Source organism: Gottfriedia luciferensis (assembly GCF_001712755.1).
Taxonomy (GTDB): domain Bacteria; phylum Bacillota; class Bacilli; order Bacillales; family Bacillaceae_G; genus Gottfriedia; species Gottfriedia luciferensis_B.
Window position 1 is genome coordinate 262582 of sequence record NZ_MDKC01000002.1, and the last position, 17711, is coordinate 280292.

Consider the following 17711-nt stretch of genomic DNA (forward strand, 5'->3'; position numbering starts at 1 on the left):
GGATAACTTTACTTGGATTTGTAGTTTAATAAGTAAACATCGAATAGTAACATTTGAGGTGTTGAGAAAATGTCTTTATTTAAGAAGTATGGAAAATGGATTTCTAAAAAAAATCCTAGACGACATGATTTAGCTGAATTACTGCTAGGGATAATTTTTGTACCAGCGATTATCGCTGGAATAGAATTAATTTATCACAGGTATTCTTCTTTTTGGTTTATGTTATTCTGTTTTTTATTTATAAATTTATATCTATTATCTGATAACTTAATTACGAGAATCATGGGTAGATTTAACGTGAAAATTTCAAAATGGATGCATCCTGTTATTCCATGGATTTTGGTGTGCGTTTATTTTGTTTTAAATGGTTTTTAATTTTAGAATATTATCGATTTTCATTAGTGAGTTAACTTATACAACTAAAACATGCTTAAGTTGAAGATCATAATCTGCTTTTTTGCACCAAATATACTGAATTCCCCCAAATTATAGGTTGATATAATTATCTTAAAATATTTGAAGGTCGAAAAAAATGAATAAAAATATAACCCTTTTATTAAGTATGGTGATGACACTCATTACTGCATTTATCCCTACAAACCCCAAAAAATTACCATATTACCATTGGTTTTCTACTAAAGCAATGCGATATTCTATTTTACTTTTATTTTGGAAAAACGACTCATAAGAGTCGTTTTTAAATTTACTTTTTATTATAAAAAAGGTCTGGTTTCCCACAATTTGGACACTCATATAAATAATGTTCTTGAATTTCACTACTAATATTTGAATTTTCATCATTACTGGAAACACTTGAATTACAATTTGGACAATTTATGCTTGATTTGGGGGATTTGTTTTTTTGATGATCCATCTTCATCCATCCTTTCTTTTTCCTGATAAATCTTTTATATATTACCCATTAAATTATATATCTTATTAAATAAATTAAACCTGTTTTGGCAGTGTAATAAACATTCAAGAGAAACTAAACAAATGAATAGATAGAATAATTTTTTGAAATCGTATAAAAATGGTAGCCACAAATATTGATTACTTCAAAATAAATTGGAATCAAGAGAGGCGGTAATGAATGGAAACATCTAATAAGGTAACAGTAAAAGCAACTATTAAAGTGTCGATTGAAAAAGTATGGGAATTTTGGACAGAACCCGAACATATTAAAAAATGGAATAGTCCTTCAGACGACTGGCATACACCAATTGCAGTAAATGACTTACGTGTTGGTGGAGAATTCTGTTCAAGAATGGAAGCAAAAGATGGCAGTTTTGGATTCGACTTTGGTGGGATTTATGATGAAGTAAAAAAATACGAGGTTATTGCATATACTCTAGGTGATGGAAGAAAGGTTAATATCACATTTAGTAGTAAAGAAAACGAAACGGAAGTCATTGAAACATTCGATCCTGAAACAGCTAATCCAGTTGATTTTCAACAACAAGGATGGCAAGCAATTCTAGATAATTTTAAAAAATATGCGGAACAAACAAACCTATAAGAATCTACAGAGAATGATGATTTTGAATCATTCTCTTTTTTTTGATTTATAAAGCTAATATTTACACCAAAAATAGAAAGTTTTAACCAAAAGATTAGTTGGATATAAGTATCTTAAATGATATGTAAAAAAGCAAAAATCCCCCAAATTACAAAGCTAGGAATATTAGATAAAATAAACTTAGAAATTATAATGATTATTTTATTAGGAGTGTCTGAATGACAAGGATTTGTATTCACTGTAAATCTGAAATGATAGAAAATTGTAATATAAAAGTTGAAAGTATGTATGGTCATGAAATTAAGATTTATCAAAAAGGGAAAAGATCTTTGAACAATATTTCTGTAAGCCATAAAGCAGCTGTTTGTCCAAATTGTGGCTATGTCGAATTATATATTGATGAATTTAATAAATTTAGAAAGTAGAATTTTCATGAGGCTTCTCAGCGAAATGGAGTTCAAACAAATGAAGTATTATTCAAAAGACTGGTATCACAAAATGCAAGTTTATGGTTTCTTGTTGTCCTTTCCAGAAACAAAAGTAGAATGGGATAAATCTATTAAGCGTTTTAAAGCGAATGGAAGCGATTATATTCAAAGCCGTAAAGAAGAATTAGAAATTATAAAAAAAGATTTACTTAAATTTCTCCCTGAGTCCCTCCATTCATATATTAATGATGGAACATTGATATCAATGTTTCCATCAGAAAAACTTAGAAAAATGATTAATCGTTGGAAGGACGAATACATCAAGAATATGGAGGATCTGGATAAAGAATATCTAATAAACTATAACTCGAGTAAAGATTTACTTCCATTAAACATTGTAAAATTAAATGAGATTTCATTACATGATTCAAATGTAAAATCTTTTGAAAAACCTACTAAAGAGACATTTGTAATCAACTTAGATTGTGAAGGTGGATTTAATGATTTTTCTGAAATCACTCTCACTTTTAATGGAGTTAAAGAAATAAGTATGCCTGAGAATATTAAAGGTGGTTTTTGGCTTTACGATGAAGTTTATCCATCAAATCCAGGTTTTGAATTTCATGTCCTATTCGACATTCCGTTTATCGAATTTAAGATTGTAGCTGAAGATATCGTAGTTGAAGGTAAGAATATTTAAAAAGAGTTGGTAAAATCGAAGTACAGAAAATTTGTAATTAGTAAGTAAAAATAGGGAAAAACGTGGTTAAACAATAAATAGTGAAGTTTTTTAGATGGTATATCCAATATGGGATTATTTGTTGAGATATTTCTATATTTAGATCAGTTTTCAATATTATAGTAAATGTATAAAAGTACTGAGTAAGGATTTGATATGCATTCAGTCGATTAGAAGGGCTACTACTATGGTAGCCCTATTAAATGTTAAAAGACAGTACTAGTTAATGCTAGAAAACAAAGGATCCATATTCACTTTCCAAGGAGAAATAGGTGAAGTTCTCACCAATGTAAACGAAAGTTTAGTCCTAATTCGACCCCTATTTTTTATAAAAAGATTAACCTCAACTGGGATTTCAGTTTCTAATGAAAATGCCCCTGATTTCTTTATTTGAGGCAAAGTCCACTGTATTGCTTCTATTTTTTTTATTTTCTTAAGATCCTTTTTAATATTTTTTTGATTACTTATGGCAATTTTTTTAACCAAGCCTTTATCTTGGTTTTTAATAGAAACGAACAATACATTTAGCAGTTGAGAAGGTGGTAAGTTGTTCATATATTCATTAATCTTTCCAGCAGCTTTAAGGATCATCACATGATGAGATAAGTCTGCTTTACCTGTCCGATGTGTCGTGCTTCCCATAAAATGAATGCAAAAATGACCACAGAAACCGTTTGGAAGAGAACCTGCACCATGTGGCATTCCGTGCATGGACGCAGGGATTAGGTTTTCATCAGCTAAAATTAATACAGCCCTTCTTTTCCAACTCCAGTTCCCATCATATATTTCCTTCATGATCCTTGTATCTTCTCTTGTTAATGGCTGAACATCTGCATGCCTACTACCAGCTCTTCTTTGTACATTAAAGCTCTTACCAGTTTCCACATCTATTACAGTGAACAACGAGTATTTTGGGATTATTTTGTTAACAGCTTCCCAATCCTGAATTTCTATTTGAAAGCTAATTGGAGTGTATACAGGTTCGTTTGTCTTAGCGTAAGTAAAATCTGCAAAGCAAATTAATGAAAGGGACAAGATTACAATAAAAAAAACTTTTTTCACAGCTATAAATCAACTCCGATTTTTAGTAATTGATAATATCTATTTTGTGTTATTTTTTAGAAAAAAAAGCTAATAAAAATTTGGAAATATAAGATGATTAGTTTTTTTAGTACTTTACTCATACATCAATAGATACTATTTAAAAATTCTTATTGAACTAAGGAATTACTTAGTTGTACAACTCGACCGACTTTTTATTAAAAATTTTTGGAACGAAATTTCAGTTAAGAAAAATAAACAAACATAATTGGACTAACTAATAAATATCTTAAAGTAAATATGGGATTATATGGAAAATTGATGTTTTCCGACATTGTTATATCCCCTAAGTAGAATTGACAGACCAAGATGCATAATATATTATGAGTGAGTAACTCACTCACTAAAAGATATTAGAAAGGAAAAACTCTAAATGACAAAATCCAATATTTTACCCGATATCTTTTTTCGTAAATTTAATCAAAGAAAAAATGAAAAGAAGTTAGAAATTAATACTGAATATATGATTAATGAAGAAAAGTATGTAACTATTGGGGGGATTGATCAATGGATTACAATCCGTGGAGAAAGAAGAAACCCTGTTCTATTATTAATTCATGGCGGTCCTGCTTCAACTTATACTATTTTTAGTTCTTTAATCCGTCCTTGGGAAAGGCATTTTACGATTGTTCAATGGGATCAGCGAGGTGCAGGAAAAACGTTTAAAAGGAATGGGAAAGAAGGCTGTGGTAAAATTACATTAAACCAGTTGGCAGAAGATGGAATTGAATTAAGTAGTCTAATTTGTGAGGAACTTAAGAAAGATAAAATTATTTTGGTTGGAAGTTCCGTCGGTAGTCTAATTGCTACATTAATGATAAAGAAAAGGCCAAATCTCTTTTATGCGTATGTAGGGACTGATCAAAACTGTTATGATTATGAAAATATTGCATATCAATTGGCCATTGATGCCTTGTCTGATACAGGGAATACGAGTGGACTGAAGAAATTTAAAGAACTAGGCCCAGATCAAACAAAATGGACACAAAAAGATTATGATAAAAGAAATCAGATTTTAGTAAAATCTATAAAAAATGTTCCTAATATGATCATGGACCTTATCTTACCTTCAATGCTTTCATCACCACAACATAATATGAACGATCTATTCGATATTTTTAAAGGGATGAAATTTTCGGGGGAGCAATTATTTAACGAACTAATGAATTTTAATTATGGAAGGTTAGGAACAGTATTTTCAATTCCTTTCTTTATTTTTCAAGGAGACAATGATATTATTACCCCTACGAAAAATGCAGAACGATTTTTGCAAGAAATCGAAGCGCCTTTAAAAGAGTTTATTTATATAAATAATGCTGGACATTTAGCTTGCTTTGCAAGACCCGAGCAGTTTTTAAATGAATTGATAAATAGAGTGAAACCATTAGCAATGTAATTAAGGAAGAATGTATAAAAATTGGAGTGAGTAAGTTGTTACCAAAAGATAATATTCAACAAACTGATCGAAAAGTGCTTATAAAACAATCAGCATTGAAAATTTTTGCTTTGAATGGTTATAAAAATACGAAAACAAGTGTCATTGCAACTGAAGCAAATGTTAGTGAAGGTTTAATTTTTCGCCATTTTCAATCAAAGGCAGAGTTGTTTTTTCAAATTATTGAAGGTTTAATGATTGAGTCTCAAAATGAGTTAAGTTCATTGCAGTTTTTCCAAGGAACTCCTTACGAACTATTAGAATTATTAACTGAAAAAATGTTAGACGAAAATCATAAATATGCATTTATGATTATCCAACAAGCGAGGAAAAACACCGAGGTACCAGAAAAAGTGACTGAATTATTATCAAAATATTCACCTGATTATTTAATTGATTTACTAATACCAATTTTTATAAAAGGACAAGAAAGTGGTGAATTCTTAAAGGAAGATCCACGAAAAATTTTAGTATGGTATTTTAATGTGATAAATAGTTTAACTATTCAAGATCTGGTTGATAATAAATTCGGTTTACCTACTACTGATTTTTTGATGAAAATGTTAAAGGCTTAATTGGAATTTGGTGATTGAAATAAAAATTCTCAGTAATAAGAGTAGTTAAAGGTTGTCTCATTAGACAGCCTTTTATTTTGTTCAAAAAATTAACTTTTTAAATTTAACAGTCCTTAAATTATTTAAAATAAATATGGATATTTAAGTCATTTTATTCAAAAAATACTCTTATGCCAAACTATGTAAGAGGAATCTATGAAAAAAATAGTAAAATTCATATTTAAAACTTTAGTACTCCTATTTTCACTATTGGTCATCTTATTTGCTTTAAATGAGATTGAAATGGAGAAAGCTCAAAAAAAGAATATTTTTGCTGAAAAGCCAATAACTTATCCAATGGGACATAGTGATTTGTCTATTTATACGAACGGAAGGGAGTTAAATAACCAATTATTTCATGATATTAGGAATGCAAAAAAGGAAGTGCATATTTACTTTTTTTCAGTTTCTAATGATCGTGTTTCACATGAATTTTTAGATGTCTTAAAAAAGAAAAGTGATGAAGGAATTCCAGTTTATTATGCTGTTGATCGTCTTGGTGGGATTTTATTAGAACGGAAAGAAAGAAAATCTTTAATTGATCATGGAGTACATTTTACCTATTTTAATAAACCGCAATTATCCTATTTTTTTGCATCGATAAATCACAGAAATCATCGTCGAATGACGATTATTGATGGAGAAATTGGCTATATTGGTGGGTTTAATATTGGAAAAAAGTATATAGATGAAAAAAAAGGGTTAAAACCGTGGGAAGATGTTCAGCTTAGATTAGTTGGCAGCGGTGTTGAAGGTTTAGAAAAACAATTTGTACATGATTGGAGAAAAAATTCAGACCAGAAAATTACTCAAATGGAGATCAGTAAAAAAATTGGAAGAAGCCAGCATCAATTTGTTTCTTATACTAAAATAGGAATTGAGCAAGAATATAGTAAATTGTTTAAACAAGCAAAACAGTCTATAACAATTTATTCTCCATATTTTATACCGAATAATAAAGTGATATGGGATTCATTATTAGATGCAGCAAATAGAGGAATCGAAGTAAAAATACTATATTCTCATAAGTCAGATGCACTTCTAGTACAACAAGCAGCATTTCCATATATAAAACAAGCATGGAAAAATAACATAAAAGTCTATGGGTTTAAAAAAGGCATTTTTCACGGTAAAGTAATGAACATTGATGATAAAGTACTAATGATTGGCACTACAAATTTTGATTCGAGGTCATTTCATTTAACGGATGAATTAAATTGTTATATTTACGATCAACAATTTATCAAACAGGTAGAACCAGAATTAGACGATGTATTTAATCATGCTTTTGAAATTACGCCTACTTATATTAAAAATTTACCGTTTAAAGAAAAAGTAAAAGAAAAAATTGCGAAAGTATTTGAGTATTATTTATAAGGTAAAAAACTAGTTATACTTTATTTTTATTTAAAGAATACAATAAAAAATAATGAAAGATTAATCAAGAAAAATGGTTAATCTTTTTTTATTTTTAAATATTTATAAAAATACAATTGATTTTATAATTATTCATAACTATAATGAAGAATATAATTTTATAAAAGGGGAAATTAAAATGAAAGTCGGTATTATTGGGGCAACTGGATATGGTGGTCTTGAACTCGTAAGATTACTATCAATGCATCCGGAAATAAGCGTTATGAATTTTTATTCAACATCAGATTATACAGAAGATTTGACTACTTATTATCCACATTTGTCTACTAGTACTAGTGGTGCAATAAAAAAGTGGAATAAAAATAAGTCGGTTTCCGAAAATGATATTTTGTTTTTTGCTACACCACATGGAGTTAGCAGTGAGTTAATGGGAGAAATCGATTTTTCGAAAACAAAATTGATTGATCTATCAGGAGATTTTCGATTAAAAAAAGAAGAAACATACCAAAAATGGTATAAACAGTCACATCCTTGCTTTTCAAAAACTAACCAATTTACATACGGACTATCTGAACTTAATCGAGAAGCGATCAAACAATCCAATAATATAGCTAATCCGGGATGTTATCCAACAGCAACGCTTCTCGGAGTCGCGCCTTTATTAAAGGCAGGAATTGTCCAAAAAAATTCAATTATAGTAGATGCTAAATCAGGAATTTCTGGAGCTGGAAAAACGGCTAATCAAACGACTCAATTTATGAATCGAAATGAAAATTTAACAGCCTATAAAATTACTGAACATCAACATATACCTGAAATTGAACAATTTATTGGAACAATTGATTCAAGCCAGGATTTTATAACATTTACACCACATTTAGTTCCAATGACAAGAGGGATTTTGTCAACAATTTATGCTACTTCAACACGTGAAATTAGTAACGAAGAATTAAAAGAAATGTATAACCAAAGTTATGATGATTCCTATTTTGTGAGAGTAAGAGACGGAGTACCTTGTACAAAAGATGTTTATGGTTCAAACTTTTGTGATTTATATGCTACTTACGACAAACGTACAAATCGAATCACGATCGTTTCGGTCATTGATAACCTTGTTAAGGGAGCGGCAGGGCAGGCAATTCAAAATATGAATTTAATGTTAGGTTTACCAGATGAAACAGGTTTACAATTTACACCAATATTTCCATAAGGAGAGATAAAAGTTGATAACAAAAGAAAAGAATATAAAAAAAATAAATGGAACAATTACATCACCAAATGGTTTTTATGCGAGTGGAGTTCATGCTGGACTACGTTATAAACGTAAAGATTTAGGATTAATTTATTCTGAGAAGCCAGCATCAGTTGCGGCAGTTTATACATTAAATTTATTTCCAGCTGCACCAATTGCGATTACAAAAAAGAGTATTGCATATAGTAATAAGCTTCAAGCGGTTTTAGTAAATAGTGGTTGTGCAAATGCATGTACAGGTAAAAAAGGAGAGGATGATGCTTATTTAATGAGAGCATGGTGTGCTGAGCATCTTAATCTACCAGAACATTTAGTCGCGATCGCTTCGACAGGTGTAATCGGTGAATATTTAAAAATGGATCGATTAAAAAGCGGCATCGACAAGTTAACGATCGGTAATAAGTTGGAGGATGGAGAAGATTTTGGTCACGCAATATTAACGACAGATACTGTTATAAAAACGACTTGTTATGAAGTATTGATTGACGGGAAAATTGTAACGATTGCTGGATCTGCTAAGGGTTCTGGAATGATTCATCCAAATATGGCAACTATGCTTGGTTTTGTGACAACTGATGCTACGATTAGTTCTGGTCAGTTGCAAACCTTATTAAAAGAAGTGACAGATCAGACATTTAACCAAATTACAGTTGATGGAGATACTTCAACAAATGATATGGTTTTAGTTATGGCAAATGGAGCTGTTGAACATGAGGAATTAACTGAAAGTCATCCAGATTGGGCGGATTTTGTAGCTGCATTTCAATTAGTTTGTGAAGATTTGGCTAAAAAGATTGCTAGAGATGGTGAAGGGGCAACTAAGTTAATTGAAGTAAATGTAAATGGAGCTTCTAGCCAAAAAAATGCAAATCAAATTGCTAAAACAATCGTCGGATCAAATTTAGTAAAAACAGCTGTTTATGGTGAAGATGCTAACTGGGGAAGAATTATTGGTGCCATTGGATATAGTGGGGTTGAAGGTAATTTTAATCAAATCGATATTTCCATTAATGGTGTAACGGTATTATTTGGAAGTAAACCAGTTGATTTTAATGAAGAAGAGGCTAAAAATGCTTTGAAAAATGAGATTATTTATATTGATGTCCATTTGCACGAAGGAGATGCACTTGGTACTGCATGGGGCTGCGATTTAACTTATGATTATGTGAAAATAAATGCAAGCTATCGCACATAAGGGGGAAATAAACATTGGAAACAGTCGTTATTAAACTTGGTGGTAGTTTAATCCATAACTTATCAAATACATTCTTTGAAAATATCAATCAATTAAAAATGAGTGGTAAAAAAGTCATCCTTGTTCATGGAGGCGGACCACTTATAAATAACTTATTATTAAAGTTTTCAATTCCAGTAGAAATGGAAGACGGCATTCGTAAGACTTCATCCGAGGTTTTAGAAATTGTAGAATATGTACTAAACGGAAAAATCAATAAAGATTTAACGATAATTTGTAATCAATATAATATTAAAGCGATTGGACTATCAGGATGTGACAATCTATTACTGGAAGCCTCACTTTATAATAAGGGAAAATTAGGTTGGGTTGGAGAAATTGAAGATGTCAATACGAATCTATTAGATTTACTACTTAACAATGATTATGTACCAGTTATTTCACCTGTCGGGGTGGATAAAATTGGCCAAAAATATAATATTAATGCTGACGAAGCGGCAAAAAGTATTGCCAAGGCAATGAATGCAGAGCTACTCTGCTTTATCACAAATACAAATGGTGTTTTAGATCTTGAACAAAAATTGATTGAAAAAATTACGCCAAGTGAAGTTGATAAATTAATCAATGAAAAAACAATTTATGGTGGAATGATTCCTAAAGTTACGAGTGCCTTAAATGCATTAAATGTAGTAAATTCAGTGGCAATTGTTGGTGAGAATTTCTTAAATGAAAATGGAACGATTAACGGTACAGTATTTACAAAAGGAGTTGTGTTAAGTGAGTAATTTATTCCCAACTTATAATAAAAAACCAATTAATTTTCAAAATGGAAAAGGTACTTACCTATATGATGACGAAAATAACAAGTACCTAGATTTTTTAAGTGGAATTGCTGTTTGTAACTTAGGTCATTGTCATCCAAAAGTTGTAAATGCACTAAAAGATCAAGTTGAATCGATTTGGCATGTATCAAATTTATTTACAATAAAAAAACAAGAAGAGTTAGCTAAAAATTTAGTAAAAAGCTTTAAGGATGGTTTAGTATTTTTCTGTAATAGTGGTACAGAAGCGAATGAGGCAGCTATAAAATTAGCAAGAAAACATTCAGGTAAATCTCATATTATCAGTTTTAAACAAAGTTTTCATGGACGTACTTTTGGATCAATGGCTGCTACAGGTCAGTCTAAAATTCATGAAGGATACGGTGAAATGTTAAGTGGTTTTACATATGTACCATATAATGATTTGAATGCTTTACAAAATGAAATTAATGAAAATACTGGAGCAATTATTTTGGAGGTAATCCAAGGTGAAGGTGGTGTCATAGTTGGTAATAATGATTTTTTTGAAGGGGTTCAAGCTCTTTGTAAAAAACATGAATTATTACTCATTGTTGATGAAGTACAAACCGGAGTGGGCAGAACAGGAACAATGTTTGCCTATGAACAAACTCCACTAAATCCAGATATTATTACGCTAGCAAAAGGTTTAGGCAATGGTTTTCCAGTTGGAGCAATGCTTGGTAAGAACAATCTAGCTAATACATTCTCGTTTGGTGCACATGGTTCAACTTTTGGTGGGAATTATTTAGCAATGGCTGCTGCATTTGAAACAGTCAATATTATTAATGATTTGCAATTTTTAAATAGTGTAAAAGATAAAGGACAGTATTTATTTGAAAAATTAGCTGAGATAAAAGAAGAGTTTCCACAAATAATAGAAATCCGCGGTAAAGGATTAATGGTCGGTATCGAGCTACATCTGTCTGTGGATCAACTAGTGGAACAATTTTTAAAGAATGGTTTAATCGTTGGTACTGCTGGCCCTAATGTATTAAGATTATTACCGCCAATCAATCTATCATACGAAGAAATAGATGAAGCAATCCAAATTATGAAACAAGTTCTTTCTTCTTATTTTTTAAATAATCAAGTTAAATAATGGATAGTATTTTTTGACTAGAAGGCATTCATGGACCTATACCATGATGCCTTTTTATTATTTAGGTCTTTCTTCTTGATTCATAAAAATAGATTGAAAGTTGAATTTATTTTTTAGATAATGGAATAATCACTTTTGGTGGGGGAGGAGATAGGCTATGTATCATATTCGTGTAAGAGCATGTGCTTTAATTGTTGAAAATGATTCAGTTTTATTAATTCAATTTAAAGATGAGGACGGAATTCACTATAATTTACCAGCTGGTGGTACCGAACCTGGTGAAACAATTATTGAAGCTGTAAAAAGAGAAGCATATGAAGAAGCAGGTGTAGAAGTTGAGGTTGGGGAACTAGTATTTGTTTCAGAAAATGCACCCCAAATGACCGGTCATAAAATACATGGATTAAGTTTAATGTTCCGCTGTCATATTAAAGAAAACTCAATTCCAACGATGCCACCAAACCCAGATCCAAATCAAACTGGCGTAATGTGGATACCAATTAATGAATTAGACAATATCATCTTATATCCAAATATTAAAGATCAAATTATTCAATATGCAAAAGGTAAGTATCAAAATAATCGATTAATTGAAGAGTACAAATTAAAAGAACAATTAACTTGATTATTCTCTCTATCTTTCATTTAATGGAAGTTGAGTTCTCCATGTGATTTTAAAAAAAATGTAGGACTCAACTTTTCTATTTTTCCAGAGTAAGAGTACTTCAGTCGAACTTTACATTTATTCTATATAAAAAAAGGTGATTAAATGATAACTCTTCCAGAACAGTTTATAAAAACGATTAAAGATATCCATAAAGAAAAAGGAGAAATTTGGCTGGAGAATTTTGAAGACTTATGTAATAGATGTGAAATTCGATGGAATATGAAAATATTATCACCATTTGAATTATCATATAATTTTGTAGCACCAATTTTAATTGATGGTCAAAAAAACGCAGTAATTAAACTATCAGTCCCTAATGAGGAATTTAATAGTGAGGTTGAAGCATTAAGAGAGTTTAAAGATAATGAATTCGTTAAAGTTATTGATTCCGATCTTAATGAAGGAATCCTAATTTTAGAACAACTATTACCTGGTGACACTCTTGCTACGATCGAAAATGAACAAGAGGCAATGGGTATTGCCGTCAAAGTGATGAAAAATTTATGGAAAGCTGCACCTAAATACACTAAAATACCTTCCATTTTAAGTAGAGAAAATAGCTTAAGAAGAATCGTTGAAAAATTTCCTAATGGCTTAGGCCCTATATCAAAAGAAATGCTATTAGATGCATTTGATATTTTCAAAGAAATGAATCATACACAATCTACAAAATACTTACTTCACGGCGACTTACATCATTATAATATATTAAATGCCGGAGAAAACTCATGGAAAGTGATTGATCCAAAAGGATTAATAGGCGAAAGAGAATATGACATCATCCAGTTTCTTTTGAACAACATAGAGGGGAAAGATATTTTTACGACTCTAGAAAATCGAATTGATTTACTAGTAAAAGAATTGAATCTAAATAAAGAAAGAGTACTCCTATGGGGATTTTCGCATGCTGTATTATCAACATGTTGGAGTTTAGAAGATGAAGGAACGTATAATGAATATTTTTTTCAGGCTATAAATGTTTTTAAAGATTTACATAAAAAATTTTATTAGTTTTTTATTAGCTGCTTTATCTAAACCTTTAGGTTCTGCAACTAAATTGCATTTTAATTAAATAAGAAACGATATGATATATAGAAGTCATAGAGGAGAAGTACATGACTATATTCGTGATCATCACCGCATTATTAACGTTTACAGGACAAATAAGTTTATCATTTAAAGGTAAGGAGTTTTATTATAATGAGACTTTCAGTGGGCATAGTCCTGAAATTATAGGTGCAATATTTGAATCATTGATAAATTTATTGCCATGGTATTTAATGAAAGTAGTCATTTTGCTTTTTTGCGGTTCAATATTCATAGCATGTATGTGTTACTTAATATTAGTAATTTTATAAGTTATGATTGTTGTAATTAAGTTGATCAAAATGAGTTGCCTCGGCAGCTCTATTTTTATTCAACAAAATGGCAGTCTAGTTCAATAAGAAACAAGGTATTTAAAGAAGATTTATAGAAACAAGATAATAGGAAGAATTTTAATGAGAATCTTCTCTTACAAATAAAATAGGAGTAAATCGATCATGAAATTGCGAGGTATTCTTTTAACTATAATTGCTTTGACTTTATTATTTACAGGATATAGAGTTTTTTCTTCTACATACAAACCAGTAAATAATAGTACAACTTTCTCTGCTAAAGTAATAGATAAAATACAATCAAAAGATAAATATATCATTGAGGTAGTAGATGTTAATAACAATGATCGAACAGGAAAAGTAATTGTAAATGATGAAAATGTCTGGAATTTGATTGAAAATAAACGAGAATATTTTATGGTAGTAAACTATAAATCAAGTAAAATGTATACTCCTATATTCAGTGAAGGAAAAGCAACGTTACAACAGATTGAAATTGTTAAATAAACTGGAATTGAATTTTAAATCTTATTCAATATTAATAAATATTTACAATCTTATGTAACCAACACAATGCATTAGTTGAAGATCAAGAACAGCCAAAGGCTGTTCTTTTTTATTAAAGTAAATGGCAGATTAGTGAAATATGGATAGGCTAAAAAAAGAAACAAATAATGTTTTTTATCAAGTACAATATAGTTAAACATTACCTTTTAGGAGGAAGTAAATGGAGCTATTAAATAGAACTCTAAATGGACTGAAAAAAAGACTTGAAAAAGCTAACACAATTTATATCCAACATACTGAAGGAATCGTTTACGAAGTTACTTGTGATTTCAAAGCATCAGCATCTGAAAAAGCTTTAAAATTATTTGAGGATCAAACAGGCTATACGCTACCACAAGATTATAAGGATTTTTTAAAACTACATAATGGTTCAAGTCTGTTATATACATCTGAATATGGTGATGGTATTGAATTATTTTCAATAGAATACACGTTGGAACTGTATGAAAGCTGGAAAGAACACTCAGCATTTGAACGTAATTTATTTGCAATTGGAACGTGTAAAGATGGATATTTACTAATTGACGCAGATCTTTGTAAACCAACTCCTAATCGAGATGGGAATTATATACATTGGTTTATTGATGACGGGTCTGAAGAAGATGTAATACCGTTGCATACTAATTTTGAGTTATGGTTAGATCGTATCATTGCGGCACAAGGTGATGATTACTGGAATTGGTCTATATTTTCGGCAGAAAACTATTATAAATATAAATAAGTTTCTTATTCTACTAAAACAATGATTTAGTTCAAAAAGGTATTGTTTTTATTGTGAGCGGTATATTAAAACTACTTTCGGTTGCTTTGGTAGAATTGACTGGTAAAGATAATTTAGGAGAATAATATGAACTTTTCACATCTTGCAGTTGCACCATTATATATTATTGTTTCATTAATTGGTTTAGGATATCTTATTTTTTGTTGGAAAGACAAAGGTTGTTTAAGTATGTTGTTCAAAATTTATTCCGTTTTACTCATAAGTATCTATTTTGTTGCACTTTATTTATATATAACAGGAAAGTGACACAAAGGGGGAAGCTATGAATTCAGAAATGTTAATACAATGGTATAAAAAACACAATATAGAAGACAGAACGATTAATGGATTTTGGACATACCTTGATAACTGGAGGAACGAGGATTCCGATTTTGAATTTGAATTTGGAGATTTGGATAAAAGATTAATTGAATTAGAGGTTAAAAAAATCCAGTTTACTCATATATTTAATTATAATGATTTTATTTATGTCCTTCTATGGATTTATTATAATGACGAAAATATAGGTTCATATAAATCTGTTTATACACTGGATGGAGAATCTGAAGATGATATTCTTAATTTCGATGATAACAGGTTTATAAAAATTCTCGTTGAAACAACCAATAATTCAATAGAAATAGCAGAGAAGGCTTTAATGGAAGGGATTTCTAGCGAAGTGGTTGGAAAAATTTCTGGGTTGAAGTCTTCACTTATAGCCGATATCAAGAGTAAAGTCTCATAAAAATCCCTATTCAACGAACGCATGGTTTAGTTGAAGAAAACGAGTTGCTAGCAGCTCGTTTTTTTATTTAACAAAATGGCAGGTTAGTTACATAAGGAATGATATAATTACGTTATTAGTACCAATGATTTTAAATAAAACATCTTTGAGTGGGGAATTAAAAATGAGCGTATCAACAGAAAACAAACAGATTGCTAAATTTGCACTAAAAGTATTTGGAGGTAAGCCTAAAGTTAATAAATATTGGGATGACAATAAAGCAAGTTCAATTGACATACTGTTTTCTAAAGATACTCAATTTGACGATAATGTATTTGCTTTTGCTACTCTTGGTCTTTCCGATTTTTCTATTGGTTATGAAAATTATGAATTGCCGCTAAGAGTTGAATTAGTGGGAGCAAGTGAATTTGAATGTTTCCCAAATCTACTGAGTTCCTGTGCGTTTTACATTATCAATTCTAATTATAAATGTTTCCCAGGAGCAATATTTGAGAATGTAGTTAGTATGTATTTGCCTCATAGTGACATGAAGCATATTTTATTTGTTAATCCTTATTTATGGGAAAATAAATTAGAAACATTAAATTTCGAGAAAAAGAAAGTTACTTGGTTAATGATTGCTCCTATTTCAAAAGAAGAAAAAAATTATGCAGAAGAATATGGAATAGAAGCTTTAGAAACTTTATTCGAAGAGAAACAAATCAATATTTTTGACTTGGAGCGCAATTCTTCAATCTAAATCCTTATTGAACTAAAGCATGCTTGAGGTGAATATCAGCTATCAATTCAGTTAGCTTTTTTTATTCTACAAAATGGCAGTTTAGCTGAATAAGGAATAATAAAATATGTTACTATTATGAAGTAATTAATGTTCTAATTTAAAAGTTCGAGAGAGGTAGTTTTAGTGAAAAAAGCTTTTTATTTAATTTATTTTTTACCGATTCCTTTTTTTACTACATGGTTTGACTTGAACAGAGTTCCGTATACATCTTATTTTTTATTATTTGCAACTCTTATTCTGGCGTTACTGCTAGTTCGATTAAGAATGAGTCGCTTTTTCATAGTAAATGCACTCGTGCTTTTATTATCTATTATTTTAGTGAAAATTTTTATACCAGAAGATGGTCCATATAAAATAATTGAAAGAAATTTTTCTCCAATTTTCTATTTTATATTATATTTTCTAGGTCAATTATTTATTAGGTTTATATTTCACGTTATAGCTATCAATAAATCAGTGACAAAAGTGCAGTAATTTTAATTCCTTTAAATTTAAAACCAAGAGTTTGAAGCTATACAACTAAAGCAGTGCGATAGTTGTAGATCAAGATCTGTTTCGGCAGTTCTTAATTTATTATATTAAGAGGAAGTTTAGTTCAAGTGTAAATGATAAAATAAATTTAAAATTATTATAAATTAATTAGGAGATTAATATTTAATGCCATTAATCCATGATTTTTATTTAGTACCAAAGGATGTAACATTAAAAAATGATATAATTGGTTACATGGATTCTATAATAGAATTTGGAGTAGCTCACGTTAAAATACAGGATGAACTTATTCTGTATATGAATGATACGATAAGTTGGGTACCATCAAAAAGAACACCTTTTACAAAGGGATTTAATGAAATGGGTCTAGATTATTACGGAATTACGATTTTCGATGAAAACTCAACAACTATTTTAAAAGACGTTCTACTTGGGTGGAGAATGATATTTGCTAGTGCTCCGAAAGTATTAATCTTAACAGGTATGTACGTTGAAGGTGATCATGAAGAAGATGGAGAGTACGAGAAAATTACTTTTAATCAAGATGAAGTTCTTCAACAATTGGATGCTTTAATCGCACTAATTGTTGAAGTCGAAAAGCATAGTCATAAAATTTATCATATAGGAATTTAAAATTCAAAATAAAACTAAATCTTATTCAACTAACGTATGCAATAGTTAAAGATTAAGAGCAGCCAAAGGCTGTTCTTTTTTATTAAAAT

22 protein-coding genes are annotated in these 17711 nt (G+C 29.9%); 21 read left to right on the forward strand and 1 reads right to left on the reverse strand.

Annotated elements, in window-relative coordinates:
* Positions 1-69: 69 nt before the first annotated feature.
* The 4 genes from BED47_RS03835 (at position 70) to BED47_RS03855 (ending at position 2647) form a co-directional block, all read left to right on the forward strand.
* Positions 70-375: a hypothetical protein gene (locus tag BED47_RS03835; protein ID WP_069032497.1), complete on the forward strand. Its 306-nt coding sequence runs from the start codon at positions 70-72 to the stop codon at positions 373-375.
* Between the two features lie 718 nt (positions 376-1093).
* Positions 1094-1519, forward strand: coding sequence for an SRPBCC family protein (locus BED47_RS03845; protein WP_069032498.1), 426 nt, complete (start codon positions 1094-1096; stop codon positions 1517-1519).
* 218 nt (positions 1520-1737) lie between these two features.
* Complete coding sequence (locus tag BED47_RS03850; protein WP_069032499.1) at positions 1738-1944, forward strand: hypothetical protein; 207 nt, start codon at positions 1738-1740, stop codon at positions 1942-1944.
* Positions 1945-1984: 40 nt separating this feature from the next.
* Positions 1985-2647 (forward strand): DUF4085 family protein, encoded by a 663-nt coding sequence (locus BED47_RS03855; RefSeq protein WP_025568452.1) that lies wholly within the window; start codon positions 1985-1987, stop codon positions 2645-2647.
* A 258-nt stretch (positions 2648-2905) separates the two neighbouring features.
* Here the strand turns inward: BED47_RS03855 and BED47_RS03860 are convergent, their stop codons facing one another.
* A complete protein-coding gene (locus BED47_RS03860) occupies positions 2906-3748 on the reverse strand; it encodes a hypothetical protein (RefSeq protein ID WP_069032500.1) in 843 nt (280 codons plus the stop codon).
* A gap of 412 nt (positions 3749-4160) precedes the next feature.
* On the opposite strand from BED47_RS03860, the gene BED47_RS03865 reads away from it, so the two are divergent.
* The 17 genes from BED47_RS03865 to BED47_RS03945 all read left to right on the forward strand — a co-directional run bounded on the left by BED47_RS03865 (position 4161) and on the right by BED47_RS03945 (position 17622).
* Positions 4161-5183, forward strand: a complete 1023-nt coding sequence (locus BED47_RS03865) for an alpha/beta fold hydrolase (protein WP_069032501.1) — start codon at positions 4161-4163, stop codon at positions 5181-5183.
* A gap of 35 nt (positions 5184-5218) precedes the next feature.
* Positions 5219-5797 carry a TetR/AcrR family transcriptional regulator gene (locus BED47_RS03870; protein WP_254664540.1) on the forward strand — a complete coding sequence of 193 codons (579 nt, stop codon included), beginning with the start codon at positions 5219-5221 and terminating at the stop codon, positions 5795-5797.
* Between the two features lie 195 nt (positions 5798-5992).
* Positions 5993-7213 carry a phospholipase D-like domain-containing protein gene (locus BED47_RS03875; protein WP_025568803.1) on the forward strand — a complete coding sequence of 407 codons (1221 nt, stop codon included), beginning with the start codon at positions 5993-5995 and terminating at the stop codon, positions 7211-7213.
* 178 nt (positions 7214-7391) lie between these two features.
* A complete protein-coding gene (gene argC, locus BED47_RS03880) occupies positions 7392-8423 on the forward strand; it encodes an N-acetyl-gamma-glutamyl-phosphate reductase (protein ID WP_029715327.1) in 1032 nt (343 codons plus the stop codon).
* A gap of 13 nt (positions 8424-8436) precedes the next feature.
* Positions 8437-9660 carry a bifunctional ornithine acetyltransferase/N-acetylglutamate synthase gene (gene argJ / locus BED47_RS03885; protein ID WP_069032503.1) on the forward strand — a complete coding sequence of 408 codons (1224 nt, stop codon included), beginning with the start codon at positions 8437-8439 and terminating at the stop codon, positions 9658-9660.
* A 14-nt stretch (positions 9661-9674) separates the two neighbouring features.
* Complete coding sequence (gene argB, locus BED47_RS03890; RefSeq protein WP_025568799.1) at positions 9675-10445, forward strand: acetylglutamate kinase; 771 nt, start codon at positions 9675-9677, stop codon at positions 10443-10445.
* A complete protein-coding gene (locus tag BED47_RS03895; protein WP_069032504.1) occupies positions 10438-11601 on the forward strand; it encodes an acetylornithine transaminase in 1164 nt (387 codons plus the stop codon). Before argB ends, BED47_RS03895 begins: the two co-directional genes overlap by 8 nt.
* Positions 11602-11758: 157 nt before the next feature.
* Complete coding sequence (locus BED47_RS03900; protein ID WP_069032505.1) at positions 11759-12226, forward strand: NUDIX domain-containing protein; 468 nt, start codon at positions 11759-11761, stop codon at positions 12224-12226.
* Between the two features lie 144 nt (positions 12227-12370).
* Positions 12371-13279, forward strand: a complete 909-nt coding sequence (locus tag BED47_RS03905) for an aminoglycoside phosphotransferase family protein (RefSeq protein ID WP_069032506.1) — start codon at positions 12371-12373, stop codon at positions 13277-13279.
* A 104-nt stretch (positions 13280-13383) separates the two neighbouring features.
* Positions 13384-13626, forward strand: a complete 243-nt coding sequence (locus tag BED47_RS03910) for a hypothetical protein (RefSeq protein ID WP_069032507.1) — start codon at positions 13384-13386, stop codon at positions 13624-13626.
* A 183-nt stretch (positions 13627-13809) separates the two neighbouring features.
* Positions 13810-14151, forward strand: coding sequence for a hypothetical protein (locus tag BED47_RS03915; protein ID WP_069032508.1), 342 nt, complete (start codon positions 13810-13812; stop codon positions 14149-14151).
* Positions 14152-14371: 220 nt separating this feature from the next.
* Positions 14372-14932 carry an SMI1/KNR4 family protein gene (locus BED47_RS03920; RefSeq protein WP_069032509.1) on the forward strand — a complete coding sequence of 187 codons (561 nt, stop codon included), beginning with the start codon at positions 14372-14374 and terminating at the stop codon, positions 14930-14932.
* A gap of 126 nt (positions 14933-15058) precedes the next feature.
* The gene (locus tag BED47_RS03925; protein ID WP_069032510.1) at positions 15059-15238 is read left to right on the forward strand and encodes a hypothetical protein; all 180 of its coding nucleotides are present in this window, start codon (positions 15059-15061) and stop codon (positions 15236-15238) included.
* A 16-nt stretch (positions 15239-15254) separates the two neighbouring features.
* Positions 15255-15716, forward strand: a complete 462-nt coding sequence (locus BED47_RS03930; RefSeq protein ID WP_069032511.1) for a hypothetical protein — start codon at positions 15255-15257, stop codon at positions 15714-15716.
* Between the two features lie 163 nt (positions 15717-15879).
* Entirely contained in the window at positions 15880-16455 is a 576-nt protein-coding gene (locus BED47_RS03935) for a suppressor of fused domain protein (protein WP_069032512.1), read from the forward strand.
* Positions 16456-16620: 165 nt separating this feature from the next.
* Positions 16621-16971, forward strand: coding sequence for a hypothetical protein (locus BED47_RS03940; RefSeq protein WP_069032513.1), 351 nt, complete (start codon positions 16621-16623; stop codon positions 16969-16971).
* Positions 16972-17154: 183 nt separating this feature from the next.
* Entirely contained in the window at positions 17155-17622 is a 468-nt protein-coding gene (locus BED47_RS03945; RefSeq protein WP_069032514.1) for a hypothetical protein, read from the forward strand.
* Positions 17623-17711: the final 89 nt, after the last annotated feature.